Below are 25,725 nucleotides of genomic sequence, written 5' to 3' on the forward strand. Positions count from 1 at the left end.
TGACGCGGAAGTACTACAATTAGTAGTATGAAATTCAAGCAACTAGCAAGAATAGATCAATCAGCAGGTTTAGCTGAACATAAATTGACATTAGGGAATATTATTTTGAAAACGGTTGAAAGTTTAGACGATGATTTTATTGAGAAGTTTCATCAGACTATTGGAAAAAATGTAAAAAAACTACGTGAACGCAAAGGGTATTCGCAGTTGGTTCTTTCTCAAACATTGGGGTACAAATCGGTTGGACTTATCTCGCAAGCTGAGATTTACCATAAGGGGCAACACTTTAATCTAGAGCATCTTTTGAAGATTGCTCATGTGTTAGAGTGTCACATTGAAGATTTTTTTCAAGAAAGTGTTGGCGAATAATTTTTAAGAATTTTCTCGCATATTTTATACTCAGGCATATGTTCGGCCACGCATTGCCAAAAGGCTTTTTGGTGGTGCTTATGGTCGATGTGTGAGAGTTCATGGATGACGATGTAGGTGATGCACTCTAAAGGCAGTTGTGCGAGGCTAAGGTTAAAGCTTAGCTCATTGGTATGCGAACAACTTCCCCAACGTTTTTTTGCCTTGCGAAAGCTAATTTTTGTAGGTTTCACACCCATTAAAAAACTCCACTCTTCAACAAGTCGTGTCACTAAAGGTATGGTTTTTTCTTTGTAAAAAGCTTCAGGTGATTGTTTTACATGTAATAAAATAGGTTCACCCAAATAAAGCACTTTTCCCTCTTCTTCAAAGAGAGAAGGCAGGGTTGTACGTGCTTTGGCAGCTCTCATTTTAGTGAAAATCCATTCAGCTTTTTGTAGGACTAAAGAGTGGATATACTCTTTGGGATAAGAGGGAGTTTTAACAATGACCCCTTTGATAGGGTCGATCTTAATGTAGAGATGTTTCAGGCGGCGGTTCATAATGATAGAGTAACAAAGCGTTTCGCCTTGATACTCTATAAAAGATGACATGGTTTAATTAAACCAGCTTTTTATTTTGTCAAAGACGCCTTCGTATTTCTCATCTTTGTGTTTTGTCTCTATGCCAAATTCTGCTTGGAGTTTTTCAAGTAACTCTTTTTGTTCTTTGGTGATTTTTTTAGGGTAACGAATCGAAATTTGAGCGATCATTCCACCTAGTTGATGGGTATGAACGTTTTTGACACCCTCTTTTTTGAAGATAAATTGCTGTTTATCTTTTGCACCCAGTGGGAGTTCAAGTTCAGTTTCACCACGAATGGTTGGAATTTTAATGGTTTCACCAAGCGCAACTTGCGTAAAAAATACCGGTACTTCAATGTAGATGTCATCATTATGGCGTACAAAGTGCTCATCTTCTTTGACGTGTACTAAGATATAAAGATCGCCTTTAGCGCCTCTTTCATCAATGTTTCCACGACCTGCAACACGAATGCGGTTGTTGTTGTCGATGCCTTCTGGAATATCGATGGTTACTTTGTCATCAACTTGGCTAAAGCCTTTGGCTTTACAGATTGGGCACGGATTGGTGACAACACTACCTTTACCGTTACACTCAGGGCACGTTTGTGAGAAAGTCATAAAGCCTTGGCGATAGAACACCTGACCTTTGCCTTTACACTCTTTACATGTTGCTTTTGATTTGTCTTTACTGCCTGTTCCATCGCAGATATCGCAAGGTTTTTTATAGGAGTAGCTAACCTCTTTTTTGGTGCCAAAAATGGCTTCGTTAAAGGCTAAGGTTACTTCGGCTTCTAAGTCTAGATTATATTTTCTATTTTGTTTTGAGCCGCCTCCGCCAAAACCACCACTGCTAAAGCCTCCACCAAAGACTGACTCGAAAATAGAGCCAAGATCGCCCATAATGTCTTCATAACGCATGTCGGAGAAGTGACTAAAGCCTTGAGAATCAAGCCCAGATTTACCATAACGATCGTATGTAGAGCGTTTTTGCTCATCACTTAAGACTTGATACGCTTCATTAATTGCTTTGAATTTTTCTTCAGCCTCTTTGTCGCCTTGGTTGCGATCAGGATGGTACTGTAGTGCTAATTTACGGTATGCTTTTTTAATCTCAGTAGCGTCTGCACTTCTGGTAATTTCTAATATTTCATAATATTCTAGATCCACGATTATTCTCTTTACATGTAAGATTTTGAAGATCAAGATTTTATCAAAATCTAGTTTAAAATTTGGTTGTTAAGGTACGTTAACAAACCGTTAAAAGGTCGTTAAGAGCAGAGGAGTAGTATTTCATCATAAAACTTTTAAGGAGTACACAATGAAAAAGACAATCTTAACGCTAGCAACTTTAGTTGCGCTTGGAACGACAAGCGCCTTCGCATTTGGTGGAGGTACCTGTCAAGGTATGCAACCCGATGGTATGGGAATGATGCAAGGTGGAGGAATGGGTGGTCAAGGTATGATGATGCACGGTAACAAAGGTGGCATGATGGGTATGCCTATGCTTCAACAACTCAACCTTACAGATGATCAACGTCATAAATTGGCTGTTTTGCAAAGTGAAATGAAGTTAGAAATGACAAAAATGCAAGATCCAAAGATGATGACAAAAATGCAAGATTTGATGACGGGTGAGAGCTTCAACAAAAAAGAATTTATTAAAATGCACAATGAAATGCATGAGAAGATGTTAGCACTTCAAGCAGATCATATGGAAAAAGTGTTTAATCTTTTAACCAAAGAGCAACGTGCTGAGCTGAAAACGCTTATGGCTCAAAAACCAATGAATAAACCCGCTACTGCAACACCTACAAGTAAATAAAAAGTTCAAATTTTACCCCTAAAGACCTCTTTGGAGGTCTTCTTTTTTTAAAAACAACTCAAATTCAGTATAATTATGAAAAACCTATAAGGTCATGGAATGATTAACGTTTTGATGATAGAAGATGATGCTGAATTTGCTGAAATCTTAAGTGAATATCTCGCGAAATACAATATCAAAATTACCAATTTTGAAGACCCTTATTTGGGACTGAGTGCAGGTGTTAAAAAATACGATCTTTTGATTTTAGATTTGACATTGCCTGGCATGGATGGTCTTGAAGTGTGCAAAGAGGTCGTGGCAAAGTATGATATTCCTATCATCATCTCCTCGGCTCGCAGTGACATTAGCGACAAAGTGATTGGTCTTCAAATCGGCGCAGATGATTACTTGCCAAAACCGTACGATCCTAAGGAAATGTACGCACGCATTCAAAGCTTGATTCGTCGTTATAAAAAAAGCTCATCTCTTGAAGAACAACAAGGTTCGAGTGTCTTTTCAGTAGACGAAAAACGCCATGAAATCTCTTTTAAAAATGAAGTGCTAGGGCTTACGCCTGCGGAGTATGAGATACTCTCTTACATGATTAAACAAAATGGTTTTTCCATCTCTCGTGAGCAACTCGTTTATAACTGCAAATCGCTGAAAGATAAAGGCTCTAAAAGTTTAGATGTCATTATTGGAAGGCTACGTTCTAAAATTAATGATGACTCCAAAAACCCCGAATACATCCACTCTGTTCGAGGGATTGGGTATAAGTTAGTCGGATGATTAAAAACTCGATTCTAAACAAGATCAGCGCGATCTTTTTTCTTTCGCTTTTTTTATTGGCGATGTTTTTTGCTCTTTTACTGGAGCATCAAAGTGATAAAAACTTAGAAAATATGAAACAACGCCAACTCCAATCGGTCAATTATCTTTTAGTCATGTACCGTAATAACGTACAACCGGGAGATATTGAAGAGTACTTTAATAATTTTGGACTCAAAAAAGTTGCAAGTAAACATCTACGTGATTCAGTCCTTGCAAATGGGGTTGTCATCTTTCAAAAACTCTCACCCATCAGCCGTTTCTCATCCATCGTTTACAATGATCGTTACTATCTTTTTATCGATAATTTTGAATCCAGTGTGCTTTTAGAGAGTCAAGACTATAAAAATTTTAACGAGAGTTTATGGGTTGTTTTTGTCATTGCTCTGTTTATTTTACTCTACATGTATGTCTCTATTTTTAAAAGTATTGCTCCCTTAAAGACGCTAAGCTCGCAGATACGAAAGTTTGCCTGTGGGGATTTAAGCATTGAGTGTAAAAGTGAATCCAACGATGAAATTGGCGAAGTGGCAAATGAGTTTGACCGTGCTGTTAAAAAAATAAGCGATTTGGTCAATGCCCGTCAACTCTTTTTGCGTACCATTATGCATGAGCTTAAAACACCTATTGGCAAAGGGCGAATTGTCGCAGAGATGTTAGAGGATGCAATCGCCAAAAAACGTCTCATTAGTGTTTTTGGAAGACTGGATATGCTGATCTCCGAGTTTTCAAAGATTGAGCAGATTACTTCCAAGCGTTATGAACTTACGCTTCATGAGTATTCACTTTTACATGTAATCGATCAAGCGGTTGATCTTCTGATGCTGGATGAGAAAAAATGTGAAGAACAAGTACATATCGAAGGTGATTTTGATTTTAAAGTGAGCGTTGATTTTGAACTTATGGCATTGGCCATCAAAAATCTCATGGACAATGCGATGAAGCATAGCCTGAATCATAATGTTTTTGTAAAAAGTAAAGATCAAACAGTGATTATTGCCAACGCAGGCGATCCTCTTAAAATGTCTATCGATGAGTATTTTCAGCCTTTCGTCTCAGGGTCAAAAGCGTGCGGTAGTGGTCTTGGGCTGGGACTTTATATTGTTAAAAACATCATCGCTCAACATGGCTTAGAAGTCGTGTATAGTTATGAAGAAGGATTCCATCAATTTAGTATCGATTTTTCCAAAGGGTGTGCCGTATGATGCGAGGATTAGAGAAGTTTAATAAACTGGTTGAGGCATTTGAGAAACTTCCTACTGTTGGTCGAAAGTCAGCTGTTCGGTTTGCGTACCATCTTGTGTTAAACGACACGTTTTCTGCTATGAAACTTGCCAATGCTATTGAGAGTGCGATTAAAAGTATTCGAAAGTGTGAACGTTGTGGGGCTTTAAGTGAGCATGAAATTTGCGATATTTGTCTGGATGAAAGACGTGATGTCCAAAAACTCTGTATCGTTGAGAGTGCAAAGGACATTTTTGTGCTTGAAGAGCATAAACTCTTTGATGGGCGTTATTTTGTTCTGGGTGATTTGGAAGAGGAAACGTTGAGCCAGTTAGAAACCATCGTACAAGAGGGTGTCAAAGAGATGATCTTTGCGCTTACTCCTTCTTTAGCCAGTGATGCTCTTATTTTATTTATTGAAGATAAGCTCAAAAACCATACACTTCATTTTACCAAGATCGCACAAGGTGTGCCGACAGGTGTTCATCTTGAAAATGTTGATATGCTCTCTTTATCCAAAGCCCTCGAATCGCGTACGAAGATTTAAAACTATTTTTTAGTCTGATTGAAAAAAAAGTAACAATTTTTACCTAATTCTTTGGCGCTGTACATCGCTTTATCGGCATATAAGATGAGCTCTTCGGCATTGAGGGAGTCATCGGGGTAAAAACTGATGCCAATACTGGCGGAGATGTAAAGATCAATCCCATGAATGACAATCACTTCACTCATCGCTTCTATTATTCTTTTTAAAATAAGTTCACATTCTTGCGGATTTTTAAGATCGGTCAAAAGAGCTACAAACTCATCACCACCTAAACGTGCGACAGTCTCATTTTTACGTAATAACGAAGCAATCCGTTTAGAAACGGCAATAAGCAATTCATCGCCAATGCTGTGCCCATAGGTGTCATTGATCTCTTTAAATCCATCCAGATCAATGTACAAAACAGCTAAATAAGTGTTGTAACGTTGTGCCTCAGCGATGGCTTGGCTCAACCTATCCCAAAGCAACATGCGATTTGGAAGTGAGGTAAGGACATCATGATGGGCAAGGTGTTCGAGCTCTTTTTCATGCTCTTTGATAATGGTAATGTCTGTAAAAAGCGCTACAAAATTTTGAATTTCACCTTCGCTGTCTTTGACTGCACTGATAGTCAGCATCTCAGCGTAAATACTGCCATCTTTGCGACGGTTCCAAATCTCACCTTGCCAATGGCCAAGGGTAAGAATACTCTCCCACATTTGTGCATAAAATACCGTCTCTTGCCTACCGGATTTCATAATGCGTGGATCGTGCCCAATGATCTCATCCAGAGAATACCCAGAGTTACGTACAAAAGCCTCATTGGCTTCTATGATGGTGCCATAAGGATCTGTGATAATAATTCCCTCTTTGGCGTGCGTAAAGACATTGGCTGCGAGTTGTAGTTTAGCGTCGCTTTTACTCTTTTCAATTGCAAGGGCAATAAACTGTACTTCATCTTCGACGAGCTTGATCTCTCTTGGTGTAAGCGGTTGCTCTTGCAAAGAGCAGATCATCAAAAGCCCCAAAGGTTTCCCAAAAGCGGAGACAATAGGGTTTGCAAAGCAATGTTGCCTATCTTTTAAATGGAGATCTTGTGTTTTTTCATGCCACCATGACTCTTCATCAAGCGTACTAAACAGTACAGGCTGAGCTGGTAGGTGAAGAAGATGTGCTAAAAAGTGTTTATCACCTTCGGAAGCATCGATGAGTGTGGTGCTAAGAAGTTGAAGCTCATTTGAAGTAGCTCCCAGTATGAGTTTATGGTTGGTTTCATCAAACAACAGCATGCTGCATCCAATGCGATGGTGATGAATTGACTCGATGTCTCCTGTCATTACATGTAAAATGGTCGAAAGGGGTGAAGTATTTGCAATCATCTGTAAAATTTGTTTATGGTGCTGTTCACATTGTTGAATGTATTTACGTTCATCAATGTCTGCAATAACACCGACAAGTCCTATCTCTTCGCCTTTGGCATCGTAAAATCGTTTCCCCGTTAATTGTCCCCAAAAGCTACTACCATCGGTTCTGCAATAGACACGCTCCAAATCCACCGAAGAAATTTTACTGCCCAAAAGCGATAGCATTTTTTGGCGTCCAATCTCTCTTTCTGAAGTGTGGATGAGCTCTACATATTCTTTGTTGATAAGCTCTTCCAGTGGGTACAAAAACATCTCAGCCATACGTTGATTTGCATGCGTAATATGACCTTCCATATTGACTAAAAAGATAGCAACACTGGACGTATCAAGAATTTGTTTAAAAAGAATCTCTTGTTTGGCAAGATTTTCATTGACCTCTAAGAGTTCGCGTTCTGCATTTTTACGATCGGTAATATCATGAATAATGGAGAAAAGAACTCTCTTCTCTTTAAGATTGATAGGCGTTGAAAAAACTTCAACATCGCGCACTTCACCATTGGCAAGCTGATGTTTAAAGTTAAAGTAATTACGCTCTTCTTTAAGGGCACGTTGGCGTTCTTCTCTCACCAGTTCAGCGGGAAGTGTGTTAATCGTTGAAATAGACATGTGGGTGAGTTGCTCTAAGGTGTACCCATAGTAGTGTGCGGCAGCTTCATTGGCATTGAGAATTTTTCCATTTTCAGGATCAAGCAGCAACATGATGGAACTACTTTTGTCAAAAAAACGGTACAGCGCATTGTAGGCACTATCGTCTGATGAAAATAATGTATGAAATAGCGTTGAAATTAGGTTCATAAAAACTCTCTGCTGGGGAAATGTCACATCTATAATAGTATTAGTTTAACATAAAATTGACAATTATAAAAACGTTTTTTCAAATTTTTAAAATATTATAAATAGGCTAAAAATAAGTATTTCTCTGATGCTTAAAAGAAGGGCATTTATCCCTTGTTTACTTCGGTTACCATTCGATCTAAAAGAGTCAAAAACGCTTTGTATTTGACTTCTATTATTCTAAAATTATCCAAGGAATCTATGTAAATTTAAAATTCATTTATACTTGCAAGCTATAATCTTTAGTAATACTACAATTGAGGAGTTATACGATGAAATGCCCTGTATGTGGAACAGTTGATCTGTTAATGAGTGAAAGATCGGGAATCGAGATAGATTACTGCCCGCAGTGTCGAGGTGTTTGGTTAGATCGTGGTGAGCTTGATAAAATCATTGAGCGCTCAAGTGCTCCCGTTGCGCCAAATCCAACGCAACAGTACTATGGAAAAGCTGAAAAATCACATCAGCAACAAGGTCATTACAAGAAAAAAGAGAGTTTTCTAGGTGAGCTTTTTGATTTTTAGAGAATAGAAAGGACGTTTACATGTAAACGTCCTTTCAAAATGTTAGAGAGCATATTTTTTACGAAGTTCTTTTTTATCAACTTTACCAACACTGGTTTTATCAATACTTTCAACAAATTTTATTTTGAGCAGCATTCCTTCTCTTGCCATAATTCCTTTTTTAATAAACTCTTTGGCATGAAGCAGTAGCTCTTTATCGGTTATCACCTTTTGCGGATCAATGACCACAAGTGCAAGCGGTCGCTCACCCCATCGGTCATCCTCTACACCAATAACTGCAACTTCATTGACATACGGATGTTGGTTGATGATGTCTTCAAGTTCGAGTGAAGAGACCCATTCACCACCTACTTTAATGATGTCTTTGACACGATCGGTAATTTTGATGTAGCCTTTTTCATCTACATTGGCCATATCCCCCGTATGGAGGTATCCACCATGCCAGAGTAGTTCAGAATTTTTCTGGTCTTTAAAATAGCCTTGGGTTAGCCACGGAGAGCGCACGACAATTTCCCCCGTACTGATACCATCTCTTGGAAGAGCTTGCATTTGCTCATCTACGACGAGCATTTCTACTAATCCCATTGGGCGACCGGTTTTAATGCGTATAGTGCTCTGTGCATCATCGTCTAGTTCTAACATCTCAGGAGTGAGTTGTGCCACACTTAAAATCGGGCAGGTTTCGCTCATTCCATATCCTGTGAACATATCGATGCCTCTTGAGAGAGCCTCTTTGCACATGGCTTTCGGAAGCGATGCTCCTCCGATCATCACTTTCCATCTTTTCAGATTGACTTCATTGATTTTAGGAGAGTTAAAGAGCATATGCATGATGGTTGGAACACAGTGTGAGAAGGTGACGTTTTCTTTATCAATGAGCTCTAAAAGAAGGTCTGGCATATAACGCCCTGGGTAAACTTGTTTGACACCTAACATGGTTGCCACATAAGGCAATCCCCACGCATGGACATGAAACATAGGCGTGATGGGCATATAGACATCGCCTTGGTGGAAACATCCTTGCTTTGGAGCACTTCCGAGTGTGGAGAGCGCACCAAGCGTATGAAGAACGAGTTGTCGATGGGTAAAGTAAACACCTTTGGGAAGACCTGTTGTTCCCGTGGTGTAAAAAGTCGTTGCACGCGTATTTTCACTAAAATCAGGAAAGTCAAAAAAGTCACTCTGTTTTGCAAGAAGCTCTTCGTATTCACCTTTTACATGTAAAGAGGTTGGCGGAATTTTTTCATCATCAGACAAAACGATAAAGCTCTCCACATCAAGCCTTCCTTTGATCTGTTCCAGTACGGGTAAAAAATCGGTATGCGCTAAGATGATATCATCTTCGGCATGGTCAATGGTGTAGAGAATCTGCTCAGGAGCAAGTCTTATGTTGATCGTATGAAGAACAGCGCCAATCATAGGAATGGCAAAATAGCACTCCAAGTAGCGATGCGAGTCATAATCCATCACCGCTACTGTATCGCCTTCTTTTACGCCCATGGAGCTTAGCATATTGGCAAGTCTGTGAACGCGCTTCTTAAACGTAGCATAGGTAAAACGCTTCTCGCTACGATAGACAATTTCTTGGTTTGGATCAAAAGAGATGGGGGCGTTTAGGATGTTTTTAATCAGTAGCTGATAGTCATGCGCGTAAGGGTTGTTTAGTGTTTTTTCAAGTTGCACTATCTCTCCTTTAGGAAGATTTAGAGTTCAAAGGCAGGACGCATCAAAGATTCGATGGTTTTAAAGTCGTAATATTTGGAGAAGAAAAGATTGAAGGCAAGTACACCTTGGTACAAAAGCATCTCTTTACCATCTTTACATGTAAGATGACAGCTTCGCGCCAGTTCTAAAAAAGGGGTTGGTTTGTTATAAATGACATCAAAAGCGTATTTTGACTCTTTAAAAATAGTTTTTAAAAGTGCTTTATCACACGGGTACTCTTCATCCTTTAATCCAGCGGAGGTGGTATTGATGATGAGGTCGTAAGGTACTGGCGTGAAAGTTTCCCATGTTTTACATGTAAAGCCTTTAGACTCAAAAAATGCCAATCTGGAGGCGGATCGATTTAAAATCGTTGTTTCGATGTCGTGCTCTTTTAAGATCACAGCAATCGCCTTAGCCGTTCCACCTGCTCCTAAAACAAGGGCATTTCGAATGTATCCAAAACTTTTAATGGCTTCAAAAAATCCCTCAGCATCGGTGTTGTAGCCAATGACACGAGACCCTTCTCGCACTAAAGTATTCACCGCACCAATCTCTTTAGCAATGCCACGTACTTCATCACACTGAGCAAATGCCGTCTCTTTATGAGGTACGGTAACATTGGCACCTGCGAGTCTCATCGCATGAAAAGTAGAAAGAAGTTTTTCAGGCTCTGTGATGGCTTTTCGAATGTAGCAGCCATCAAGTTTGAGTGCTTGCAGTACGGTATTGTGGAGACGAGGGGAAATGGAGTGTGCAACAGGGTAGCCAAAGATACTAAAGAGTAACATACTAAAGGCTACTCTTTCAGATCATCTAAAGAGCTGGTCATGGCTCCTAATTTATTGGTTACTTCGAGGTATTCAAGTTCGGGTTGGCTATCCGCAACAATGCCAGCACCTGCTTGGAAAATAATCTTTTCATCATCCAAGTACGCGGTACGAATCATAATACAACTGTCCATATTCCCATCAAATCCAAAATAACCCGCAGCACCACTGTAAAAGCTACGCTTTAAGCCTTCAAAATCACTGATAAGCTCCATCGCGCGTATCTTTGGGGTTCCTGTCATGGTTCCAGCAGTAAAAGTCGCTGCAAAAAGATCGAACATATCATGCTTGACATCGAGTGTTGCTTCTATGTCGCTGACCATGTGCATGACGTGCGAATAACGTTCAACACGCATCATCTCTTTAACTTTCACACTGCCTACTTTGGCGACACGTCCAAGGTCATTACGTCCAAGATCGATGAGCATCAAATGTTCAGCTCGCTCTTTTTCATCAGACAACATCTCTTTTTCGTACGCTTGGTCTTTCTCATAGGTTGAACCGCGTTTGCGTGTTCCTGCGATTGGACGAAGCAAGATATGCCCATCTTTAAGACCTACCATCACTTCAGGAGAACTGCCGATGATGGCAAACTGCGGATACGAGAGATAAAACATATAAGGTGATGGGTTTTTTTGGCGTAAAATGCGGTAAAAACTGAGGCGATCAATTTTCGTGTATTGGGTGAAACGATTTGACATCAAAATCTGAAAAACATCACCACTGCGAATCATCTCTTTAGACTTACTCACCATTTCAAAAAAGTGTTCTTTCGAAAAAGCAAAGTTTCCTTTAGTTTTATCGACATGAGCCGTTTGAATAGGAATATGAACATGTGGCTCTTTGAGTGTTGCCTCAATTTTATCCATTTGCTCTGCGATGCTTGGCACAAAGGTTGTTAAGATAAGTGTATTGGACTTATGCGAAAACGTACACACCAGTTTTGGTCGCATCAGATCAATGTCGGGGATGTTAATTTCATCTTTGAGTGGATCCATATGGGCGCTCAAGCGTGGCTCAAAAATCTTCACCGCATCATAACCGATGTAACCAATAAATCCGTCCACAAAGCCAACACCTAGCTCTTTTGCATGGTTTTGATAGAGTGATTTATCAAGCTCTGCATAGCGTTTTTTGAGGTAGGTAAAAGGATTTGTACCCAAGTCATGTGAAACGCCTGTTTCATCGATATGGACACTTGCATTGTTTTGGTGAATGACGCGCTCGCGTGCACCAATAAAGAGAAAGCTAAAGTTGCCATCATTGTTGTTGATGGCACTTTCAAACAAAAAGCAGAGCTCACCGTCAAAGTAGCTCTGCAATTTTGCAAAAATCGTAATGGGGGTGAGCTGATCGAAAAGAATTTTACGAGAGGTTAGCACCTTACTTCACCCTATAAATAAATGCATTTTTATTGACACTCGAACGGATAAGGCTAAGCGCATTCTCTGCTTCTGCTGAAGTTGCATAAGGTCCAATAAGCAGTTTGACTACTTTATTGCCATTGACCACAGTAGAGTATTGTTTACAATCAAATCCTTTAGATTTGATGTCACTCAACTGTTTAGCATCAGGAGCAGTTGCGACAGCACCTACTTGAACATAAATGCCAGGCGTTACGTTGCCACTTCCGGAAGAAGAGCTTGCACTTGGAGTCGACACTTCGGTACTACGAAGTAACGGTTGTGTTTTAGGTTCTTCTTTTACTTTGGCAGGAGCGGTCTCTTTCACTTTAGCCGGCGCAGCTTCTTTAATAGGTGCTGTCACGGGAGCTGTTGTCTCTTTCGCTTTTGAATCAGCACCTTTAGCATCTTCTTGTTTTTGTGCTTCTTTTTCTTTAAGGGTTTTGATCATATCTTCAAAACTCTCTTTTTTAGGGTTCTCTTCAATAATCGGCACTTGTTTAAAGAGTTGGTCATCTTTAGGAATTTGTGTCTCTTGCGTCGGTTCTGGCGGTAAAATTAACTTAGAAGTATCTTTTTCGCCTTTGTTTGCTACTTTCATGCTTGCGAGTGCGACTAAAAAGACAAGAATCAAAAAAGCAACTAAAATAAGGATACGCTTCATTTTAAGGGTTTTACCATCCCCTTTTTCTAACACAATATCGCTGAGTTCATTTCTATTTTCCATCGGTTCTCCTTAGAATGATGTTGTAACTACATATGCTTCGACCAAGAAGCGCCTCGCTCTTTTTGGTACAAGTCATAAGGCAATGCCAAAATGTTAAACTCTTTTGGAAGTTCCTGTGTTGGAAACATTCTCCATTCACGTGGAAGCTTCTGAGAAAGCTTAGCTGAGAGCATTTTAGCGATCTGATACCCCTCTTGTAAGGTAGTATGACCTTTATGAACATACAGATGTAGGTGACCTTCCGTTTTACTTTTATAAGCAGTAAAATTGATGAATCCCTCTTCTCTAAGCAAAAGTTGTGCCCTATGCCAAAATCGCTCGGTATTTCTTCCATTATAGTCAAAAACAATGTTTTCAACTTTATCAAAGCGGTTAATAAGCGAATGAGCAACGGTGATTTTCCCATCAAGATGATCTTTGATGATACTGTTGCTCAAAGGCTGATCAATACGCTCATATTTATCAAAAAAGACTCTCCCTCCAAAATCGATCTTTTGGACAATATTGTCACGTTTGATCCAATAGTGGTCGGTAATCATTTTGATGAGAGAGACGTCAATATTGTACATAATTTCCCTTAGTAGGTTGGTCTGTCATAGATAATAAAGTTGCTTGCCAATGCTTTCATCTCTGCTTTAATTTTTACATGTAAAGCTTCGTCGTTAATATTATCAAGAACATCTGCAATTTTGTTTGCGATGATTTCAAACTCTTTCTCTTTCATACCACGCGCTGTTAAGGCAGGTGAACCGATGCGCACACCACTGGTGACAAATGGACTTCTGGTCTCACCTGGAACGGTGTTTTTATTAACTGTAATACCCGCATGGCCAAGGGCTAGGTCAGCCTCTTTACCGCTAAATTCTTTGTTCAGGAAAGAGACAAGGACGAGATGGTTGTCCGTACCACCACTCACGATGTCATAACCTCTTTTAATCAGAACGTCTGCTAAAACTTTCGCATTGGCACGTACTTGTTTTGCGTAAGTTGTCCACTCTGGTTTCAAGTTTTCAGCAAAACCAACCGCTTTGGCTGCAATAACATGAACCAATGGTCCACCTTGAATACCAGGGAAGATAGCGCTATTAACTTTTTTAGCAATCTCTTCATCGTTGGTAAGGATGATACCACCACGAGGTCCTCGAAGTGTTTTATGCGTTGTTGATGTGACAACGTGGCAGTGTGGGAATGGACTTGGATGCTCACCTGCAGCCACAAGACCGGCGATGTGTGCGATGTCTGCAAAAAGGTATGCACCGACTTCATCTGCGATCTCTCTAAATTTAGCAAAATCAATCTCGCGTGGGTACGCACTTGCACCACACACAATCATTTTAGGTTTAACGATATGCGCAATCTCTCTTACTTTGTCATAATTAATGCGACCATCAAGTTCAACACCATAGAAGAAACTTGAATAGGTTTTACCTGAACTGCTCACTTTGGCACCGTGTGTTAAGTGACCACCATGGCTTAGATCCATACCTAAAATTTTGTCAAATGGGTTAAGAAGCGCTTGGTAAACACCTTGATTGGCTTGGCTACCTGAGTTTGGTTGAACATTGGCATACGTACAACCGAAAAGTTTACACACTCTGTCAATCGCAAGTTGTTCAACAGCATCTGCAAATTCACAACCACCGTAGTAGCGTTTTGCAGGATAACCCTCAGCGTATTTGTTGGTGAAAACACTGCCCATTGCTTCCATAACAGCAGGGTATGTGAAGTTTTCACTGGCGATCATCTCAAGATGGTCACATTGGCGGTGTAACTCTTTTTCAATTATGTCGTAAACAACAGGGTCAACGTTTTTTAAAATACTCATTTTTATTCCTCATCTTTTTGTGTTTGTTCATCATTGTCATTCAGCGGCTTCATTGCTGGGAAAAGAATGACATCTTTGATCGATAGCTCATTGGTTAAAAGCATCGTCAAACGATCAATTCCTAAACCTTGTCCTGCGGTTGGTGGTAAACCATACCCTAATGCTTGAACATAGTCTTCGTCCATTTCATGGGCTTCATCATCACCTGCATTTTTAGCCTGCAACTGTTTTGCAAATCTCTCATATTGATCCAAAGGATCATTAAGTTCATTAAATCCATTGGCGATCTCTCGCCCAGCAATGAAGAGTTCAAAACGCTCTGCAATGTTTGGATTGGCTTCACTTCTACGAGCGAGTGGGCTAATTTCAATTGGGTAATCAATAATAAACGTTGGATTAATCAGTTTTTCTTCCACAAAAAGATCAAAAAGTTCTTCGTAGAGTTTACCAAGACCAAGGTTGGCTTCAACGCTAAAACCTTTGTTTGTAATATACTTGATAATTTGAGCGCAATCATCTAAAATCTCATCTGGAACGTCGCCAATTTCACTGAGTGCTGCTCTAAAGGCAATTTTACGAAATGGTTTTGAAAAATCAATCTCTATTTCGCCATAAGGAAGCTTACGAGGAAGTTTAAGTTTTTTAAGCAACACGTCAAACATCTCTTCGGTTAAACGCATTAAATCATGGTAGTTATGGTACGCCCAGTAAAATTCAATCATCGTAAATTCAGGGTTATGAGTTTGATCCATACCTTCGTTTCTAAAGTTACGATTGATTTCAAAAACGGCTTCAAAACCACCTACAACAAGGCGCTTGAGGTAAAGTTCAGGTGCAATTCTAAGGTAACGATCCACACCTAAGGCATTGTGATGCGTGACAAATGGCTTGGCATTTGCACCACCTGCAATGGGATGCATCATCGGTGTTTCAACTTCTAAGAAGTCTCTCTCTTCAAAGAAGTGGCGAATTTCGCTAACGATTTTGCTTCTGATCTTAAATGTTTTGCGAACATCTGCGTTCATAATCATATCAAGGTAGCGTTTGCGGTATCTAAGCTCTTTATCTTGAAGGCCATGAAACTTCTCAGGAAGTGGCACAATCGATTTGGTTGCAACATCCAATTTTTTTACATGTAAAGAAAGCTCACCCGTTTTAGTGACGAAAGGAAACCCTGTTACACTGATGATATCACCGACTTCAACCAGCTTTTTGGCTTCATCAAACCACTCTTCACCAATCGACTCACGGCTAAAATAGATTTGTAATACACCTTGTTCATCTTCAACTTTGGCGAAGGCTGCTTTACCCATATGGCGTAAAAATTTGATACGTCCTACAACGGTATTGGTCTTGTGCTCATCGCGTTTGAGTTCACTCTCAATCACATACTCATAACACTCTAAAAACTCTTTGGTGCTGGTGTCTTTGATAACATTATGTCTGTAAGGGTTGCGACCAAGAGCTTGGAGCGCTTTTCCCTTCTCGATACGTTGTTGTTGGTATTGGTCTTGAAATATCAAATCTTTTCCTCTTTTCTAATGTTTACTTCTCTTTAGCACATTCTTCGCAAAGACCACGTAATTGCATCAAATGGCTGGTAATTTTAAAACGATTCGCTTGTGCGATTTCAAGTTGTAGTTGTTCGATTTTATCATTTTGAAATTCGATGATGAGACCGCAACTTTTACAGATCATATGGTCATGGTGAGGTTTGTTGGCAAGTTCAAATTTTTTACCTGCAACGCCAAACGAGATAGAAGTGACCATATGTGACTCTTCCAAAAGGTTGAGTGTACGATACACCGTAGCGATGCCAATGTTAAGTTCAGGGTAAGTACTTTTCAGAAAAATATAAAGATCTTCGGGTGTAAAATGATCATTTTTTTCGTACAGTGTTTTTAAAACAACTTCACGTTGCTTTGTAAATTTTAGGCTATTGTTTTTCAACAACTCTTTAAAGTTTGTGAGTAAAGAGTTGTATTCAAGATTTTCAAATGTACTCATTCTGACCTCTTTTAAGGGTTTGTTTTATCTTTAGGCTGAAGGCTTTCAAACATAGCGTTTGCATCAAGCTTAACAATGTAGTTGCCCGTTTCCAAAAAGAGTGGGAACATCATGCTATTCGCAACATAAGGTTCGATTTTTGATTTGATAAATGCAATGTTGCTCAGTGTGACTGCCAGCACGGCAAAAACCAAAAATATTTTCATGCTACCAACAACAAAACCAGCAAGTTTATCGATCATACTTAGACCACTTAGACTTAATGCTTGTGCAATCAGATAGCCCAAAAAGATACATGTAATCCAAACAACAATTAAAACCGCAATAAAACCAAAAAGATAAAGTGATGCTTGGTTACTAAATGCAAAAAAATGACCGCTAATCATTTTACCCGCTTCTGAGGCGTAGCGTGAAGCAAAGTAGATACCACCGATGATGCCTAAAAGTCCAAATACTTCTTTGACAAAGCCGTTAATAATGCCTTTAATACCTAAAATAAGAACTAAGGCTAAAGAGATAATATCAAACATGGAAACATTCGCCATTACTGTGCGCTCCTAAAACAATTTTTACCACTTCGCTTTGCTTCATACAACGCTTTGTCCGCTTTGTCTAAAAGATCTTCAGCACTCATCGAGTGTTTATGCGTACAAATGCCAGCACTGAGCGTTAAATGAATGTCATGGTTTTTGTAAAGTAATTTACTATCGCTTGTCTCTTTGATAATACGTGCTACAATTTTAGTCGCCTCATCGAATGAAGTGCGATTTAAAATAACCACGAACTCTTCGCCACCATATCGGTAGATGCGTGTTCCTCTACGAAGTGAGTTTTGAATAAGTTTCGATAAAAAGATAAGCGTTTTATCGCCTGCGATGTGACCAAAAGAGTCGTTGATTTGTTTAAAATCATCGGCATCAAACATGACAAGATGCATATCCATGTCTTTGTCTTTACCAAAACTCAGCACCTCTTCGAGGTCTTTGACCAAAACTCTTCGGTTGTGTGCTTTGGTTAAAGGATCGATATTGGATTCGCGCTCCAATCGTTCAACTTCGAGTTTAAGCTTTACAATCGTTTCATCGGCAGCTTGCAGTTCATGCAAGATTTTACCTTGAAAACTATCGAAGGCTTGCAGAACTTGTTTTGTGTCAACGCTTTCATAATCTTTTTTGATATTGTCAATATTGATTGCTGTTTCATCGGAGATAAATTTGAGGTTATCATTGGTTTTAACAAATGCTTCTAACCCTTTTTTCATCAAACCAAAGCATGTTTCGCTGACCATCTCTTCTTGTGAGGCATTGGAAAAAAGATAACTGTGCTTTTTTGAAATATCAATCATCTCAGCGTCACCGCTTTTTTGCATGGTTTCAACAAAGGTATCATGATAATATTTTGGATAAGGAGGAATGTTTAAATCTTTAAGTTTTGCAAAGGTTTCTTCTGCAATTTGAAAAACCATTTCTGCGATATGATTACCATTGTTCATGACCATAGGTGCCTTTTTACCCATTATTTTAGAGTTTTTTGTGCTTTAGTATAGCTTGAATAAGCTGTAATATTAGTAAAACTTCTTTTAAATTCCCAGATTGTTCAGGAGCTCTTGCGGTTGAGTTGAGTATCGAATGGCATCTTCTTTGGTAATGAGATTGGCTTTTAAGTTTTTCATCATGGCTTGTGTTTGGGTGATCATGCCTGTTTTTTGCTGATTGAGTTGCATTTGAGAGTAGAGTTGATGAATCTTGTTTTCCCGAATCAAGTTTGCAATCGCAGCATTATTAATCATAATTTCATGAATGGCAACCCTGCCTCCACCAATTTTGGGAAGTAAACTTTGCGAAATGACAGCATGCAATGACGTTGCCAACATATTACGCACTTGTACTTGTTCGGCACCTTCAAAGCTATCGACAATTCTGTTAATGGTTTGAACGGCAGAATTGGTATGAAGTGTTCCTAAAACCAAGTGACCCGTTTCAGCAGCCGTAATCGCTGTGCTAATCGTCTCTTGATCGCGCATCTCGCCAACTAAAATAATATCGGGATCTTGTCTCAGTGAAAACTTGAGTGCTCTGGAGAAACTTTTAGTATCTTCACCCACATTTCGATGGGAAAAGAGACATTTTTTATTGGTATGAATAAATTCCACTGGATCTTCAATGGTGATGATATGGCGATGTTCAAAAAGATTGATTTCATTTAAAAGTGCTGCAAGTGTTGTTGATTTACCACTTCCTGTGGGACCAGTGACTAAAATAAGCCCTTTTTCGCGATTGATAAGTTCTTTGAAGACAATAGGCGTATTAAGATCATCCAAAGAGGGAATATTAATAGGGATAATCCTAAAAGCAGCCGCGAGTTCGCTATTGATCGTGTAGTAGTAGTTAGCACGAAAACGACCAATATCGGGGAACATAATGGCAAAGTCGAGCTCTTTTTCCTCTTCAAGTTTCTTTTTTTGTTTATCCGAAATGAGGGTATAGCAGAGCTCTTCAATGACATTGCCACTTAGTTTTTCCATATCAAGAGGAACGAGTTTACCGTCGATTCTAATTTGAGGTTCACTCCGACCTACTAAGTGTAGATCGGACGCTTTATAGGCGACCACATTTTTTAACAATGCTTTAATGTTGAGTGAACTCATAATTTTCTCTCTTTAATGTGGGGCTTATTCGATGATTTTAGGAACGACAAAAAAGCCACTTTCACTTTGTGGCGCATGCTTTAATATAGTTTTAATAATTTCGTTATTCACACTAGGAATATCTTCACGAAAGGGTGTACCACCACTGAGTGTGGAACAGGTCGCCTCTTCGCCATCAAGATTAAGTTCATTAAGGTTTTCAACAAAAGAGACAATTTCACTCAGCTGGTTAATGACACCTTCTCTTTTCTCATCACTAATTTTTAAAGAAGAAAGTTTCTCTAATTTTTGGAGTAGTTCATTATCAATTTTCACTGTTTAAATCCTTAAATCTTTTTAAAAAATAATTATAGCAAATTCTCTTTGGGTGGATACTGAAATGGTATTAGACTTCTATTAGTCCCTTTTTATATTTCTTGTGATAAACTTTGTTACGTTTTTTTAAAATCGCTTATTAAGGATAGTGTTTGGGACTCAAAGAGAATATTAATGCGGTCAAAGAAGAGATTAGCACCGAAGAGCAGTTCCTTGAGGGAATGATCAAAAGTGAGCGTTTCTTTAAGCGTAATAAAAAATATATCATCGCAGCATTGGTGCTTCTCGCTTTTGGTGCTGGTGGATATGCTATCAATGATGTTATGGCTGGAGCGCGTTTGAAAACTTCAAATGCTGCCTATCAAGCACTTCTTAAAGATGCGAACAATACGTCTGCGCTTGAAACTCTCAAAGCGAAAAATCCAAAGTTGTACCAGATGTTTATCTTTGAAACAGCGCTGGCAAAGGGTGATGTTGAAGCACTCAAAAGTGTGTCACTTTCGAAAGAAAATCCTATTTTAGCAGATTTGGCAACGTATCAACTTTCACAACTTGATGCTAATGCAACACCAAAAGGAGAACTTCTCTCCGGTATGGTACTTCTGCAAGAAGGATATGAATTGCTCAAAGAGAAGAAAGTAGAAGAGGCGAGGTTGAAATTTGCTCAGATTGAAGCGAGTTCTCCACTTAAACAGATTGCAAAAAATCTAGAACACTATCAAGGTTTGAAATAATGAGATACACAAAAATTGTTTTTTCACTTTTAACTTTATTATTGGTTGTAAGCGGCTGTGGCACAAAACGTCAATACTTTGAACCAGAATCCGTTTCGGGTAAATTAAGTTATGATGGTTCTCTTCCTGGAACCATTGTTGACGCAGTAAGAGATGGTGCAACACTGTCAAATGGACAAGTCATTACTAAAAAAGGGCTTTCTAATGTTGTCTTGCCAGAAAAGTTTGTTTACCTTACGGAAGATAAAGGCAGATACGTTGCTGCTTCAAAATGCGGTGCTTTACAAATTGTAGATGCGAATAAAAAAGTGCTTTTTAGCAAAGAGTGTAGTGTTTCTGTCGCTTCTGCAGCACTTAAAGGAAATCTCCTTGCACTTGTTCTAGGTTCAAATGAACTTGTTTTGATTGACATTAATAATGATGGTAAAGAGTTGATGCATCTTAAACAAGATAATGTTTATGTTTTAGATTCTCGTATTGCTGCTCCTTATTTTTTAGGTGATTTAATTGTTTTCCCAACATTGGATGGTAAATTGGTAATTGTCGATGAACAAAGTAAACAGCCAATTCGTGACGTTGTCGTTAGTAATGAGAAATTTTTTGGCAACATCATCTTCCTTCAAGTTTTAGGCGATCGTTTGGTGGCTGCAACAAAAAGTAAAGTTGTTTCTATCAGTCCAAAATCTATCAATTTCTTAGAGACAGAAGTTAAAGATGTTATCGTTCTTGAAAATCGTATTTTTGTCTTTACGAAAGATGGTCGTGTGATTCTTGCAAATGCAGATCTTAAAACACTGAAAGAACGTAAATTTCCTTTTGCAACCTTTGCTGGAACCATTTACGGTGATTTTGTTTATATGATTGAAAAAGGTGGTTATGTGATCGCGACCGATTTAGATCTCGTTTCAACCAATGTCTATAAACTCCCTGATGAAATTGAGAGTCACGTCTTTACAACAGGTGATACACTTTACTATAAAAATCACTTCTTCAAGCTCAATCGTAAACAATAGGAATTGGGTTGTGTTGTCATCATGAAAGAGATGTTAGAGCGCATTTGTCGCAAACAGGTCGTTTTTACATCTCTGGACGTGGTGGATCCCAAAGTGCTCCATACTCGCAAAAAGCTCGCTATTTTTAGCGGGGTTGATCGAAAATCCTTTTATCATCTTATTTTTCGTATCGAGCAAAAGAGTCGATTTTTACGTAAACACGTGGATGAGATTTTTGAACTTTGCAAGACATTAGAGTTACATGTAAAACATAATTACAAGCATAAACATCTGCTTTTAAGCGCACCTTTATGCTCTAAAGCTGCACTACTTCTTCAAGAAAATGGTTGGAAGGTTTACGATGATCTTATGTGATATAGGGAATTCCAATGCTGATTTTTACCAAGATGGTAAAGTATGGACTCTTTCGCACAAGCAGTTTAAAGAGTTTTCTACGAAAGAAAAAGTCTATTATATTTGCGTGAATGATACTATTAAGAGCACACTTCAAAACAGACATAATTTTATTGATTTAGAGCCTTATTTTGAATTTGACACCATTTATCAAGGGATGGGCATTGATCGTATTGCTGCATGTTGTACCATTGAAGATGGTATGATCGTTGATGCAGGGAGTGCCATTACCATTGATATTATGTCTGGTGGTATGCATCTAGGAGGGTTTATTTTGCCTGGTTTGATTGCTTATGAGAAGTGTTATGCTTCGATTTCACCACGATTAAACCTACAAATTAATCCTAGCGTTGCACTCGATGCCTTACCTCAAAAAACAAGCGATGCTATTTCGTATGGTGTGGTTAAGTCGATTGTAATGCTTTTGGAAGTTACATGTAAAGATAAACGGATCTTCTTTTTGGGTGGAGATGGAAAATTTTTCTCTAAATTTTTTAGTAATGCGATTTTTGATCGAACGCTTATTTTTAGAGGAATGCTTAAAACGATTAAAGAAGCACAGTTAGAATAGTAGAAATTTCTGCCTCATCAGAGGCAAGCTTTAGCGCCACAGCAGCTAAGCGTAGGTTTTTTGGTTTTGCCTAAAAACCGTGATCAAAAATAGTAAAGGGATGAAAATGTTAACAGTGGCATTGCCAAAAGGCAGAATTGCAGAAGAGACGTTAGAAATTTTTGAAAAAATTTTTGGAACAGCCTTTCGATTTGATGATCGTAAATTAATTTTAGAAGCGGATGGATTTCGCTTTTTATTGGTACGCAACCAAGACGTTCCTGCGTATGTCTTACACCAATCTGCTGATATTGGTGTCGTAGGATTGGATGTTTTAGAAGAGAAAGATGAAGATTTACTTCGCTTGCTTGATTTGGGCATTGGAAAGTGTAAAGTGTGTGTGGGTATCCAAGAGGGCAAAGAGATTGATTACAGTGCACCTGAGCTTAAAGTAGCGACTAAAATGACCAATATTGCTCAGAAGTATTTTTCTAAAAAAGCGATGGCGGTTGATATTATTAAGCTGTATGGCTCTATCGAATTAGCGCCGCTTGTTGGGCTTTCTGACGTGATTGTAGATATTGTTGAAACGGGAAGTACGATGAAACAAAATGGACTCAAAGTGGTTGAGACTATTTTAGATTCATCGGCGTATTTGATTGCGAATAAAAATAGTTTTATTGAGAAAAAAGAGGAAATTACCTCTTTATATCATCAGATTAATGCGGTGATTCACCAAGCCCATTAATGGACTTGGCTCGTGGCGCCATTGCGTGTCATAAATGAGGTCACGAGCATTTCCAGGTCACCTTTGCTGATCGTATTGGCTAAAATTTTGTCAAATGCTGGTTGAAAGAGTGGATCTTGTTCATTAGGATTCACAAACATAATCGTGTGAATATGCCCAAGATGACGCGCTGCTTCTACCTCATGAATGAGCTCTAAAAATGCTTCTGCATCTCCTTCTAGTATCTCACAATCAAAAAGAATCATGCCGTAATGATTCATGATCATTTTGCGATGAAATTCACAGTAAGTGAGAGCGGTATCAACCGATTGACACTGCTTTGAAAGAATGGTTGCAAAGATTTTTGTCTCAATAGGACTCTTTTTGCACACTAAAATCTCCCACACTTCATCAGGCTCTTCGATAGTGATATGATCGTTTTTAATGCTACTTGTAACCTCTTTGTAAAGCGATGTATCGGTAGTAGATTGCTCCTCTTCTTCCTCTTCGAGAGCTTCTTCATCCTCTTGATCGTCACTGTTTTTGGGTGCTCTTTCTTGTGAAAATGTATTGGAAGGGATAAATCCAGCGAACAGTAACAAAACGGCGATTACCCATGTTGCCGCAGCGCTGATAAGTTGTGCAAGTGCTTGATGATACTGGTTTAGCAATGCAGTATTGCGCGCATCGTCGATAAGTTTTGCGTAACGCTCAAAGAGCTCTATTTTTTGATTTAAAAGCATGACCCATGTGTAGGGATCTGTAAGATAATCACCGCTTTGAGAGGTTGTTACAATTTCTGCTTTGGATTGAGTGAGTCTGTTTTCCATTTCAAGTATTTCAGAAGATTGTTGGATTTTTTCAAGTTGTGAACGTACATTTTTATCGCTAATAATGGAGGGTTCAAAAGGCTCTGTTGCCGTAAACATTTTCATCCACAATGTGACCTCTTTTGACTCAAAAGGAAGGTAACGTGTGAGTGTTTTTGCGATAAAATCACGCTCTTGGGCAAGATACTCTTGATGTTGCAGTAGAATAAAATGGGTGTGCATCAAATTTTCCACACCATCAATCATCGGGGATGTACGGGTTAATGTGGTAACTTCTTGGTATAAAAAGCGGTTAATTTGTGCGTAGTAGTCAAAAAACATACGATTAAAATCAATAGTGTTATTTTCAACAACATGTCGCATCTCAGCGAGTTTTGTTAAATAAGCAACGACGGATTGAATATTGGGAGAGAGTGTATGTGTTTGATAAAAGTCGTGAAAAGTTTTCATCGCTTCATTAACAAGGACATGCTGTGTTTGAAGCGCCTCTTTTGAGGCACTATCCGTGCTATTTAGAAGTAGCGTAGCGCTCAATTCTCGCTCTTTAGAGAGCGTTTGGGCTAAGTGTGTTAAAAGCGAGGTATTTTCAAGCGTGCTCTCAACTTTGCGCGTTGCATCAAGATTGATGTAGGATATATAGAGTAAATAGCTTGAAACAACAAACAAAAGAACCAATGGATAGTGACTTATAAGGCGGAGCATTCTGTTGAGTTGTGATTTCATCGACTCGCTCCTTTACTCTGCTTTACATCGTTCACTGAAATTTTATAGATAGCAGCGACTTCTTTACATGTAAAACTCTCTTTAGCCCCTTCTTGAAGTAGCAAAACAGCGCTTTCATGCTTGATACGGCTTTTAAGGTAGGCTTCTGCAAGGTAGCATTGTGCTTTGACATTGCCTTTGATAACGGCTTGTTCTAAGTAGGTAATGGCAGTTGGAAGGTGAACATCAACCCCTTCACCTTTAAGGTACATTTTTCCGAGATAAAAATTTCCTTGAATGCCATGCTCTTCTTGAATGGAGCGTTCAAAAAGCGTCTTAGCTTGTAAAAATTGATTATTTTTGTAGGCATTCATCGCTTCGGAAAAGGCATCAGCAAAGCTAAAGCTGACGAGACAACACAGAGCTAAAAGTAATTTCATGCAAGTTGCTCCTTAAACGTCTTAATGGCAGCTCTTAGGTTAATAAGTGCTTCTACATAAAGAGCATCATTATTATTCCCGATGAGTGCTTCTAGGGTTTGAAGTGGACGATACAGTGTAGCAATGCGAAGTTCTCTCGTACTGTTTTTAAGCATACTGATCTCTTTATGCGCTTGCGAGAAGCCTTCTTGTTGCACGAGTGTGTCAATATGTGCAATACTCTCATCTAATGATGCCATATATGTTTCAATTTTTTGCGACATCGTGTGTAGATCCATACCCAGTTTTTGTGCGTGTAGTGCGAAATCATATAATGGATTTGTCTTTACATCTGGTATCTCAAAATCAAAATCTTCTGAACGAATTTGATCAATGGAGTGATACTCAAACGGATCGATCGGTAGCTCTTTGGGCGTATTGTCACTCTCATCTGATTTGTGGAGAGGCGGTTTGGTGAGCTCTAAAGCATAATAGAAGTTGCTCTCTTCTTCGGAAGACGATTTTAAGTGGATTTCACTGATTTTAACACCCGCTTCGATACGTTTTCCCTCTTCATGCGTTTGAATCAAAATTTTTTTATCAGCAGCCCCGCTGTAACGAAAATAATCAATCCATGAAAAATCAGTGGAAGCGCAGACATACCCCTCTTGTTCAACCAACAACTCTTTAAAGTCTTGATGGAAGCGGTAAAACTCTGCCATATCTTCAAAACCAAAAAGCATCAGCTCATAGGAGCCAAGACCAAGAAACTGACAGTTTTGATCGTACAGTATCAAAGAGCA

General features: G+C 39.0%; 29 protein-coding genes. 11 read left to right on the forward strand and 18 right to left on the reverse strand.

The features are described 5' to 3' along the window. Positions 1 to 27 precede the first annotated feature (27 nt). On the forward strand, positions 28 to 369 hold the full coding sequence (locus SAR02S_RS03130; protein WP_156961430.1) for a helix-turn-helix domain-containing protein: 342 nt from the start codon (positions 28 to 30) through the stop codon (positions 367 to 369). Here SAR02S_RS03130 and SAR02S_RS03135 read toward each other — a convergent pair. Both SAR02S_RS03135 and dnaJ read right to left on the reverse strand, forming a co-directional pair. Beyond that, on the reverse strand, positions 348 to 962 hold the full coding sequence (locus SAR02S_RS03135; RefSeq protein WP_084218438.1) for a M48 family metallopeptidase: 615 nt from the start codon (positions 960 to 962) through the stop codon (positions 348 to 350). The two genes, SAR02S_RS03130 and SAR02S_RS03135, sit on opposite strands and share 22 nt — an antisense overlap. A gap of 3 nt (positions 963 to 965) precedes the next feature. Beyond that, positions 966 to 2,099 (reverse strand): molecular chaperone DnaJ, encoded by a 1,134-nt coding sequence (gene dnaJ, locus SAR02S_RS03140; protein ID WP_198133066.1) that lies wholly within the window; start codon positions 2,097 to 2,099, stop codon positions 966 to 968. Positions 2,100 to 2,250: 151 nt separating this feature from the next. On the opposite strand from dnaJ, the gene SAR02S_RS03145 reads away from it, so the two are divergent. From SAR02S_RS03145 to recR, 4 genes are all read left to right on the forward strand, one after another. Beyond that, a complete protein-coding gene (locus SAR02S_RS03145) occupies positions 2,251 to 2,754 on the forward strand; it encodes a Spy/CpxP family protein refolding chaperone (RefSeq protein ID WP_041956788.1) in 504 nt (167 codons plus the stop codon). A 99-nt stretch (positions 2,755 to 2,853) separates the two neighbouring features. Further along, positions 2,854 to 3,525: a response regulator transcription factor gene (locus SAR02S_RS03150; protein WP_041956790.1), complete on the forward strand. Its 672-nt coding sequence runs from the start codon at positions 2,854 to 2,856 to the stop codon at positions 3,523 to 3,525. Next, positions 3,522 to 4,769 (forward strand): ArsS family sensor histidine kinase, encoded by a 1,248-nt coding sequence (locus SAR02S_RS03155; protein ID WP_084218439.1) that lies wholly within the window; start codon positions 3,522 to 3,524, stop codon positions 4,767 to 4,769. The genes SAR02S_RS03150 and SAR02S_RS03155 overlap by 4 nt, the downstream gene beginning before the upstream one ends. Further along, positions 4,766 to 5,335 carry a recombination mediator RecR gene (gene recR, locus SAR02S_RS03160; RefSeq protein ID WP_041956792.1) on the forward strand — a complete coding sequence of 190 codons (570 nt, stop codon included), beginning with the start codon at positions 4,766 to 4,768 and terminating at the stop codon, positions 5,333 to 5,335. The genes SAR02S_RS03155 and recR overlap by 4 nt, the downstream gene beginning before the upstream one ends. A gap of 2 nt (positions 5,336 to 5,337) precedes the next feature. On the opposite strand, the gene SAR02S_RS03165 is transcribed toward recR, so the two are convergent. After that, positions 5,338 to 7,533: a PAS domain S-box protein gene (locus tag SAR02S_RS03165; protein ID WP_052433508.1), complete on the reverse strand. Its 2,196-nt coding sequence runs from the start codon at positions 7,531 to 7,533 to the stop codon at positions 5,338 to 5,340. 311 nt (positions 7,534 to 7,844) lie between these two features. On the opposite strand from SAR02S_RS03165, the gene SAR02S_RS03170 reads away from it, so the two are divergent. Continuing rightward, positions 7,845 to 8,096 (forward strand): TFIIB-type zinc ribbon-containing protein, encoded by a 252-nt coding sequence (locus SAR02S_RS03170; protein ID WP_041956794.1) that lies wholly within the window; start codon positions 7,845 to 7,847, stop codon positions 8,094 to 8,096. A 42-nt stretch (positions 8,097 to 8,138) separates the two neighbouring features. On the opposite strand, the gene SAR02S_RS03175 is transcribed toward SAR02S_RS03170, so the two are convergent. The 12 genes from SAR02S_RS03175 to gatC all read right to left on the reverse strand — a co-directional run bounded on the left by SAR02S_RS03175 (position 8,139) and on the right by gatC (position 19,554). Beyond that, the gene (locus SAR02S_RS03175) at positions 8,139 to 9,779 is read right to left on the reverse strand and encodes a fatty acid--CoA ligase (protein ID WP_041956796.1); all 1,641 of its coding nucleotides are present in this window, start codon (positions 9,777 to 9,779) and stop codon (positions 8,139 to 8,141) included. Positions 9,780 to 9,799: 20 nt separating this feature from the next. Continuing rightward, the gene (locus tag SAR02S_RS03180; RefSeq protein WP_041956798.1) at positions 9,800 to 10,591 is read right to left on the reverse strand and encodes a shikimate dehydrogenase; all 792 of its coding nucleotides are present in this window, start codon (positions 10,589 to 10,591) and stop codon (positions 9,800 to 9,802) included. Positions 10,592 to 10,599: 8 nt separating this feature from the next. Next, positions 10,600 to 12,012 carry an anthranilate synthase component I family protein gene (locus SAR02S_RS03185; protein ID WP_041956800.1) on the reverse strand — a complete coding sequence of 471 codons (1,413 nt, stop codon included), beginning with the start codon at positions 12,010 to 12,012 and terminating at the stop codon, positions 10,600 to 10,602. Position 12,013: 1 nt separating this feature from the next. Beyond that, entirely contained in the window at positions 12,014 to 12,760 is a 747-nt protein-coding gene (locus tag SAR02S_RS03190) for an SPOR domain-containing protein (RefSeq protein WP_041956802.1), read from the reverse strand. 26 nt (positions 12,761 to 12,786) lie between these two features. After that, positions 12,787 to 13,329, reverse strand: a complete 543-nt coding sequence (locus SAR02S_RS03195; RefSeq protein WP_041956804.1) for a DUF1882 domain-containing protein — start codon at positions 13,327 to 13,329, stop codon at positions 12,787 to 12,789. 8 nt (positions 13,330 to 13,337) lie between these two features. Next, the gene (locus SAR02S_RS03200) at positions 13,338 to 14,585 is read right to left on the reverse strand and encodes a serine hydroxymethyltransferase (protein ID WP_041956805.1); all 1,248 of its coding nucleotides are present in this window, start codon (positions 14,583 to 14,585) and stop codon (positions 13,338 to 13,340) included. Positions 14,586 to 14,587: 2 nt separating this feature from the next. Next, positions 14,588 to 16,105: a lysine--tRNA ligase gene (gene lysS / locus SAR02S_RS03205; RefSeq protein WP_198133076.1), complete on the reverse strand. Its 1,518-nt coding sequence runs from the start codon at positions 16,103 to 16,105 to the stop codon at positions 14,588 to 14,590. Between the two features lie 25 nt (positions 16,106 to 16,130). Further along, a complete protein-coding gene (locus SAR02S_RS03210; protein ID WP_041956809.1) occupies positions 16,131 to 16,592 on the reverse strand; it encodes a Fur family transcriptional regulator in 462 nt (153 codons plus the stop codon). Positions 16,593 to 16,603: 11 nt separating this feature from the next. Further along, on the reverse strand, positions 16,604 to 17,137 hold the full coding sequence (locus SAR02S_RS03215; protein ID WP_041956811.1) for a CvpA family protein: 534 nt from the start codon (positions 17,135 to 17,137) through the stop codon (positions 16,604 to 16,606). Next, positions 17,137 to 18,084: a GGDEF domain-containing protein gene (locus SAR02S_RS03220; protein ID WP_041957284.1), complete on the reverse strand. Its 948-nt coding sequence runs from the start codon at positions 18,082 to 18,084 to the stop codon at positions 17,137 to 17,139. The genes SAR02S_RS03215 and SAR02S_RS03220 overlap by 1 nt, the downstream gene beginning before the upstream one ends. 87 nt (positions 18,085 to 18,171) lie before the next feature. After that, positions 18,172 to 19,239, reverse strand: coding sequence for a type IV pilus twitching motility protein PilT (locus tag SAR02S_RS03225; RefSeq protein WP_041956813.1), 1,068 nt, complete (start codon positions 19,237 to 19,239; stop codon positions 18,172 to 18,174). 24 nt (positions 19,240 to 19,263) lie between these two features. Beyond that, complete coding sequence (gene gatC / locus SAR02S_RS03230; protein ID WP_041956815.1) at positions 19,264 to 19,554, reverse strand: Asp-tRNA(Asn)/Glu-tRNA(Gln) amidotransferase subunit GatC; 291 nt, start codon at positions 19,552 to 19,554, stop codon at positions 19,264 to 19,266. 152 nt (positions 19,555 to 19,706) lie between these two features. Between gatC and SAR02S_RS03235 the strand changes: the two genes are divergently transcribed. From SAR02S_RS03235 to hisG, 5 genes are all read left to right on the forward strand, one after another. Beyond that, positions 19,707 to 20,288 (forward strand): hypothetical protein, encoded by a 582-nt coding sequence (locus SAR02S_RS03235; protein ID WP_041956818.1) that lies wholly within the window; start codon positions 19,707 to 19,709, stop codon positions 20,286 to 20,288. Beyond that, entirely contained in the window at positions 20,288 to 21,301 is a 1,014-nt protein-coding gene (locus tag SAR02S_RS03240; RefSeq protein ID WP_041956820.1) for a PQQ-binding-like beta-propeller repeat protein, read from the forward strand. The genes SAR02S_RS03235 and SAR02S_RS03240 overlap by 1 nt, the downstream gene beginning before the upstream one ends. Before the next feature lie 3 nt (positions 21,302 to 21,304). Next, positions 21,305 to 21,655, forward strand: coding sequence for a hypothetical protein (locus SAR02S_RS03245; RefSeq protein ID WP_232293975.1), 351 nt, complete (start codon positions 21,305 to 21,307; stop codon positions 21,653 to 21,655). Continuing rightward, entirely contained in the window at positions 21,642 to 22,265 is a 624-nt protein-coding gene (locus tag SAR02S_RS03250) for a type III pantothenate kinase (RefSeq protein WP_041956824.1), read from the forward strand. Before SAR02S_RS03245 ends, SAR02S_RS03250 begins: the two co-directional genes overlap by 14 nt. 106 nt (positions 22,266 to 22,371) lie before the next feature. Next, positions 22,372 to 22,992: an ATP phosphoribosyltransferase gene (hisG, locus tag SAR02S_RS03255; RefSeq protein ID WP_041956826.1), complete on the forward strand. Its 621-nt coding sequence runs from the start codon at positions 22,372 to 22,374 to the stop codon at positions 22,990 to 22,992. Here hisG and SAR02S_RS03260 read toward each other — a convergent pair. Genes SAR02S_RS03260 through SAR02S_RS03270 form a run of 3 tightly spaced genes read right to left on the reverse strand, consistent with a single transcriptional unit; the run spans position 22,989 to position 25,719 of the window. Then, a complete protein-coding gene (locus SAR02S_RS03260; RefSeq protein ID WP_041956828.1) occupies positions 22,989 to 24,524 on the reverse strand; it encodes a nitrate- and nitrite sensing domain-containing protein in 1,536 nt (511 codons plus the stop codon). The two genes, hisG and SAR02S_RS03260, sit on opposite strands and share 4 nt — an antisense overlap. Continuing rightward, on the reverse strand, positions 24,521 to 24,943 hold the full coding sequence (locus SAR02S_RS03265; RefSeq protein ID WP_041956830.1) for an SEL1-like repeat protein: 423 nt from the start codon (positions 24,941 to 24,943) through the stop codon (positions 24,521 to 24,523). The genes SAR02S_RS03260 and SAR02S_RS03265 overlap by 4 nt, the downstream gene beginning before the upstream one ends. Next, entirely contained in the window at positions 24,940 to 25,719 is a 780-nt protein-coding gene (locus SAR02S_RS03270; protein ID WP_041956832.1) for a hypothetical protein, read from the reverse strand. Before SAR02S_RS03270 ends, SAR02S_RS03265 begins: the two co-directional genes overlap by 4 nt. Between the last annotated feature and the right edge of the window lie 6 nt (positions 25,720 to 25,725).

The sequence above is a fragment of the Sulfurospirillum arsenophilum NBRC 109478 genome, from assembly GCF_000813345.1.
GTDB classification, from domain to species: Bacteria; Campylobacterota; Campylobacteria; order Campylobacterales; family Sulfurospirillaceae; genus Sulfurospirillum; species Sulfurospirillum arsenophilum.

Coding starts and splice junctions, on each gene's coding strand:
- SAR02S_RS03130 (WP_156961430.1), top strand. CDS start 28: ATGAAATTCAAGCAACTAGCAAGAATAGATCAATCAGCAGGTTTAGCT.
- SAR02S_RS03135 (WP_084218438.1), bottom strand. CDS start 962: ATGTCATCTTTTATAGAGTATCAAGGCGAAACGCTTTGTTACTCTATC.
- SAR02S_RS03145 (WP_041956788.1), top strand. CDS start 2,251: ATGAAAAAGACAATCTTAACGCTAGCAACTTTAGTTGCGCTTGGAACG.
- SAR02S_RS03150 (WP_041956790.1), top strand. CDS start 2,854: ATGATTAACGTTTTGATGATAGAAGATGATGCTGAATTTGCTGAAATC.
- SAR02S_RS03155 (WP_084218439.1), top strand. CDS start 3,522: ATGATTAAAAACTCGATTCTAAACAAGATCAGCGCGATCTTTTTTCTT.
- recR (WP_041956792.1), top strand. CDS start 4,766: ATGATGCGAGGATTAGAGAAGTTTAATAAACTGGTTGAGGCATTTGAG.
- SAR02S_RS03165 (WP_052433508.1), bottom strand. CDS start 7,533: ATGAACCTAATTTCAACGCTATTTCATACATTATTTTCATCAGACGAT.
- SAR02S_RS03170 (WP_041956794.1), top strand. CDS start 7,845: ATGAAATGCCCTGTATGTGGAACAGTTGATCTGTTAATGAGTGAAAGA.
- SAR02S_RS03180 (WP_041956798.1), bottom strand. CDS start 10,591: ATGTTACTCTTTAGTATCTTTGGCTACCCTGTTGCACACTCCATTTCC.
- SAR02S_RS03190 (WP_041956802.1), bottom strand. CDS start 12,760: ATGGAAAATAGAAATGAACTCAGCGATATTGTGTTAGAAAAAGGGGAT.
- SAR02S_RS03195 (WP_041956804.1), bottom strand. CDS start 13,329: ATGTACAATATTGACGTCTCTCTCATCAAAATGATTACCGACCACTAT.
- SAR02S_RS03200 (WP_041956805.1), bottom strand. CDS start 14,585: ATGAGTATTTTAAAAAACGTTGACCCTGTTGTTTACGACATAATTGAA.
- SAR02S_RS03210 (WP_041956809.1), bottom strand. CDS start 16,592: ATGAGTACATTTGAAAATCTTGAATACAACTCTTTACTCACAAACTTT.
- SAR02S_RS03215 (WP_041956811.1), bottom strand. CDS start 17,137: ATGGCGAATGTTTCCATGTTTGATATTATCTCTTTAGCCTTAGTTCTT.
- SAR02S_RS03220 (WP_041957284.1), bottom strand. CDS start 18,084: ATGAACAATGGTAATCATATCGCAGAAATGGTTTTTCAAATTGCAGAA.
- SAR02S_RS03225 (WP_041956813.1), bottom strand. CDS start 19,239: ATGAGTTCACTCAACATTAAAGCATTGTTAAAAAATGTGGTCGCCTAT.
- SAR02S_RS03240 (WP_041956820.1), top strand. CDS start 20,288: ATGAGATACACAAAAATTGTTTTTTCACTTTTAACTTTATTATTGGTT.
- SAR02S_RS03250 (WP_041956824.1), top strand. CDS start 21,642: ATGATCTTATGTGATATAGGGAATTCCAATGCTGATTTTTACCAAGAT.
- hisG (WP_041956826.1), top strand. CDS start 22,372: ATGTTAACAGTGGCATTGCCAAAAGGCAGAATTGCAGAAGAGACGTTA.
- SAR02S_RS03260 (WP_041956828.1), bottom strand. CDS start 24,524: ATGAAATCACAACTCAACAGAATGCTCCGCCTTATAAGTCACTATCCA.
- SAR02S_RS03265 (WP_041956830.1), bottom strand. CDS start 24,943: ATGAAATTACTTTTAGCTCTGTGTTGTCTCGTCAGCTTTAGCTTTGCT.